Below are 2,847 nucleotides of genomic sequence, written 5' to 3' on the forward strand. Positions count from 1 at the left end.
ATATTAGACCTGAATCCTTACCTTTTCATCTCATTGGAATATCCAGCAAAAATCACAACTAGACGATGCCGATAATTTTCCATTAAGGCAATGAGAGTATTTATTGCTTCTCTTCCAAACTCATCATGTATACCATTTGCTAAAGAATAAGCTTCATCAATAAATAAAACACTATCCAAAGCAGATTCAACTAATTCAGTCGTTTTTGCTGCTGTCTGTCCCATATATATAGCAACTAAAGAATCACGTTGAACTTCTATAAATTCTCCTTTTTGTAAAATTTCTAGTTCTTTAAATATTTCTCCTATTAAGCGAGCAATAGTGGTTTTTCCTGTTCCGGGATTGCCAGAAAAAAGCATGTGTCTAGTTTCCGATTCTTCAACTTCATGTCCTTCTTTTTTCAAACGTTGATTGGCAATTTCCGTATCAACAATTTCTAAGACTGCTTCTTTTACTGAATCTAAACCAATCATACTTTCTAATTGATCTCGTAATAATTCTAGGCGGCTGTTGTGAGATTTGACAGTTCTATTACTAGTTTGCTGTTTTGACTCCTTATTACTTTTCCCAGATAAATCATTATCAGATATGGTGTCATTTTGGGAATTTTTATTTTCTTTATTTTTTATATATCCACTCACAATACAATCATCAGCTATGTACCAATCTTGTCGCTTATTATCAAAAACATTACAGTTATAAACTTTGAGATTACTTTTCTCATTAAGATATATTCCTATACTTGCATTAGCAAAAATATTACAGTTTTCTATTGTGCCTTGCCCATTATCTGTAACCCGAATTCCATCACCTTGCTCATCATGTATTTGGCATTTACGAATCGTAGGATTACTTCCATTATCAATGTGTATACCTTGATAAGCATTAGCAAAAATATTACAGTCTTCTATTGTACCTTGACCTTTATTATTTACCCGAATTCCACTACCTTGCCCATCATGTATTTGGCATTTACGAATAATTGGATGACTTCCATTCTCAATGGCTATACCTGGATAAGCATTCGCAAAAATATCACAGTCTTCTATTGTGCCTTGCCCATTATCTGTAACCCGAATTCCATTAGTTTTACCATCATGTATTTGGCATTTACGAATCATAGGATTACCTCCATGATCAATGTATATACCTGGATAAGCATTCGCAAAAATATTACAGTCTTCTATTGTGCCTTGCCCATTATTTGTAACCCGAATTCCATTAGTTTGCCCATCATGTATTTTGCATTTACGAATAATTGGATGACTTCCATTATCAATGTATATACCTGCTTCAGTATTCGCAAAAATATCACAGCCTTCTATTATACCTTTGCCATCGTCTCTTACACAAATTCCATAACTTTGTCCATTATGTATTTTGCATTTACGAATCGTAGGATTACCTCCATTATCAATAAATATACCTGGATAAGCATTCGTAAAAATATCACAGTCTTCTATTGTGCCTTGCCCATTATTTGTAACCCAAATTCCATTATTTTTCCCATCATGTATTTGGCATTTACGAATCGTAGGATTACCTCCGTCATCAATGGATATACCTGGATAAGTATCCGCAAAAATATCACAGTCTTCTATTGTGCCTTGACCATTATCTGTGACCCGAATTCCATTACCTTGCCCATCATGTATTTTGCATTTACGAATCGTTGGATTACCTCCATTGTCAATGTATATACCTGGATTAGCATTCGCAAAAATATCACAGTCTTCTATTGTGCCTTGACCTTTTTTCTTTACACAAATTCCATTAGTTTGCCCATCATGTATTTGGCATTTACGAATCGTAGGATTACCTCCATCATTAATAAATATACCTACTTTAGTATTCGCAAAAATATCACAGTCTTCTATTGTGCCTTGCCCATTATCTTTAACCCAAATTCCAGTATGCCCATCATGTATTTGGCATTTACGAATCGTAGGATTACCTCCATTAGTAATGCCTATAGCTATTGGAGTATTCGCAAAAATATCACATTCTTCTATTGTGCCTTGACCTTTATTATTTACCCAAATTCCAGTATGCCCATCATGTATTTGGCATTTACGAATCGTAGGATTACCTACATAATCAATATATATTCCAGATTCACTATTAGCAAAAATATCACATTCTTCTATTACACCGAAAGCGTTCTCTGTCACCCAAACCCCGTAACTTTGTCCATCATGAATTTTGCATCGCCGTACTATCGGATTAGCCCTATTTTCAATGTATATACACGAATGAGCATTGGCAAAAATATCACAATCCTCAATAAGACCTAAAGCTTTGTCTGTTAACCAAATACCATTTTTTATACAGCCATGTATTTTACATCCACTAATTTTTGGATTGGCATCTTGCCTAATAGTTACTCCTGGATGATTATTAGTAGTAATATCACAACCTTCAACAATGCCTTGAGTTTCGTTTCCAAAACATAACCCACCATTAATTTTGCATTGCCGAATTGTAGGGTTAGTTTTTTGACCTTGAATAAAAACACCTACCCACTCTGACGCTATTTCACAATCTTCTAGCATCAATTCCCCTTGAGGGATATATACAGCATTACCATAGCTGAATGGATGCCTTATAGTTAAATTTTTTATTTCAGATAGATGCGTTTGCATTGTTATACAGTTTTTGTCAGTCCCTGTGATAACAATATCTCTTCGCAGTCCATCACCAATGATAGTTAAAGGCTTGTCAATAATAATACTTTCTTGATAAATACCACGACGAACCAAAATAGTTGCATCGGGGGAAGCATCATGAATTGCTTCGCTTATACTTTGGTAGCATCCTGATTCTCCCTGAGAGGATGTTTTAAAAGTC

1 protein-coding gene is annotated in these 2,847 nt (G+C 34.6%); it reads right to left on the bottom strand.

Annotation, left to right across the window (positions count from 1 at the left end):
• Positions 1-17: 17 nt before the first annotated feature.
• Positions 18-2,759, bottom strand: a complete 2,742-nt coding sequence (locus tag A4S05_RS38065) for a right-handed parallel beta-helix repeat-containing protein (protein WP_141699945.1) — start codon at positions 2,757-2,759, stop codon at positions 18-20.
• Positions 2,760-2,847: the final 88 nt, after the last annotated feature.

The sequence above is a fragment of the Nostoc sp. KVJ20 genome, from assembly GCF_001712795.1.
In the GTDB taxonomy this organism is placed as follows: Bacteria; Cyanobacteriota; Cyanobacteriia; order Cyanobacteriales; family Nostocaceae; genus Nostoc.